This window comes from Patescibacteria group bacterium, assembly GCA_027858235.1.
Classification (GTDB): domain Bacteria; phylum Patescibacteriota; class Patescibacteriia; order Patescibacteriales; family BM507; genus BM507.
On sequence record JAQIDC010000052.1, the window covers coordinates 1 to 2,288 of the forward strand.

Below are 2,288 nucleotides of genomic sequence, written 5' to 3' on the forward strand. Positions count from 1 at the left end.
TAAAACATCAAAATATTGCCAATATTTCTTACGCCACCTGTATTTTTTTCTAAAATACTTAAAGAATCTTCGAATAACCATCTTGGCACCAATCACATTATGTATTGTATCCTCTATGATTCACTTAATTAATGAACAAAAAAAAGAGGGAAGATGTTAAACATCTTCCCTCGGGAAAGGGTAAAGTTATTTTACTTTACTTTTTACGGGTGGCCAGATAATCCCAGCCTTTTTTGGAGCCGGGGACGACACATTCATCAGGGATGCTTGAGTCATCGCCTTGCTGCTTGTCAACTTCTGGCCAGTGACTGTACTTGGCCAGTTTAACGGAAACTTGGAGAGTATCCCGTCCGGCTGCCTGAAGATCGACCATTTTGTTAGTTACTTCATAGAATTTTCCATCAGCAGAAATTGTAGCAGACATATGACCATTATAGGTCACATCTTCTGCGTAGATCTCAACAGTGTCGCCGCCAAACTCTTCAGGGATTGAGGCAGGGACTTTAACCGTTGTTCCGTTTGCATTACTTTCAACAATCACTGCATCACATGCAGCGAAAGAAACGAATGGTACGGCTACAATAGCCAGGGCAACGAGAAACATTAGCATTTTTTTCATGATTTTCTCCTCTTAGAGATAAGGGCCCAATATTTGGATTTTTGGGCCAGTTTAGACCCAATCTATAAATTACTGGGCCAATCGATTGGAAATGGCTAGTGGTGCTAATGGTTATTTAACTCCTTTCTTATGTTTGTTCACTGTTTAAGTGATTGGTTTAAAGGGCAGTGTTCTTGTAACTTGCTATAATATATTATTATTCATAATTTGTCAAGGGGTCTCTATATATTTGTCGTAGCCAAATGATAATGTCCTAGTACAGCCAAATAGAAATGTCCTACTTCCCAATTTTGTGGTATAAATCATAGATTTATTAAATAGCTAATCTATGTAAAAATATGACACAAAAATTAATAAGTATGACAAAAAGAGAATTATATAAATATGATGTAATTAACGATTTAGTTAATAAAAAGATTAATGGAACAGATGCATCTAGGCAATTAGGTTTAACAACAAGACAAATTAGAAGACTAAAAGTACTCGTAAACAAAAAGGGAGTGGAAGGAATTATTTATAAAAGTCGTGGTCAAAAAAGTAATAGACAAATTAATTGTCTGACTTTAAAAAAAGTAAAGGAACTTTTAAAAGAAAAGTACTATGATTTTGGGCCCACCTTTGCTGCTGAAAAATTGGAAGAAGATGATGGAATAAAACTAGGGAAAGAAACAGTCCGGAGTGTTATGGTGAATTTAAAACTATGGACAGTTAAATCAAGAAAGGGAGGAAAGATCAAACATGTCTGGCGAGCTAGAAAAGACAATGAAGGTGAAATGCAACAGTTCGATGGTAGCTACCATATTTGGTTCGGTGATGAAGAGAGTTGTTTGCTACTATCTGTTGATGATGCCACTGGAAAAATTACATATGCCAAGTTCGATTACAACGAAAGCACGATGGCAGTATTCGGTTTCTGGACTGAGTATTTCTCAAAAAACGGCCTACCACTGTCCATTTATCTCGATAAATTCAGTACTTACAAGATAAATCACAAAAATGCGGTAGACAACAAAGATATGATTACTCAGTTTCAAAGAGCTATGAATCAAGTCGGCGTTAAAACTATTCCAGCTCATAGTCCCGAAGCCAAAGGACGCGTTGAGAGAATGAACGAGACATTACAAGATAGATTGGTGAAAGAATTGAGATTAGCTGGAATTACTACGATAGAAGAAGCTAATAAATTTCTAGAAACATATATTCCAAAATTTAACGCTAAGTTTGCAGTAATCCCAAAAAGACGAAAGAATTTGCATAAAAAATTAGATAAACAAATAGAAAAAAATCTGCCACAAACATTTTCAATTCAGAATACTAGAATTGTTAACAATGATTATACAATAATGTTTAAAAATAATTTCTTTCAATTGAGCAAAAAACAACCCACTACGGTTTATAAAAAAGATAGCGTAATTGTCGAAGAACATTTAGATGGTCAGATAAAACTATGCCTTAGAAATAAATACCTAGATTATGTAACTCTGCCAGAGAGACCAAAGAAAGTAATAGATATAAAATTGTTAGCTCTCACTAAACAAGAACCAATCTCGTATAAACCGCCAATAGATCATCCATGGCGAAGACAATATCTTTATGGAAAATCATATAAACAACAAAGAATATCGATACAAAATAATTAATTCAGCCAGGTAGGACATTTCTATTTGGC

The 2,288-nt window shown here is 34.7% G+C and carries 2 protein-coding genes; one reads left to right on the forward strand and one right to left on the reverse strand.

Translation table 11 applies throughout. The features are described from left to right. Positions 1–196: 196 nt before the first annotated feature. Positions 197–619: a hypothetical protein gene (locus PF572_04640; GenBank protein MDA3840351.1), complete on the reverse strand. Its 423-nt coding sequence runs from the start codon at positions 617–619 to the stop codon at positions 197–199. A gap of 338 nt (positions 620–957) precedes the next feature. Between PF572_04640 and PF572_04645 the strand changes: the two genes are divergently transcribed. Next, entirely contained in the window at positions 958–2,259 is a 1,302-nt protein-coding gene (locus PF572_04645; GenBank protein ID MDA3840352.1) for an ISNCY family transposase, read from the forward strand. Positions 2,260–2,288: the final 29 nt, after the last annotated feature.

Coding starts and splice junctions, on each gene's coding strand:
- PF572_04645 (MDA3840352.1), top strand. CDS start 958: ATGACACAAAAATTAATAAGTATGACAAAAAGAGAATTATATAAATAT.
- PF572_04640 (MDA3840351.1), bottom strand. CDS start 619: ATGAAAAAAATGCTAATGTTTCTCGTTGCCCTGGCTATTGTAGCCGTA.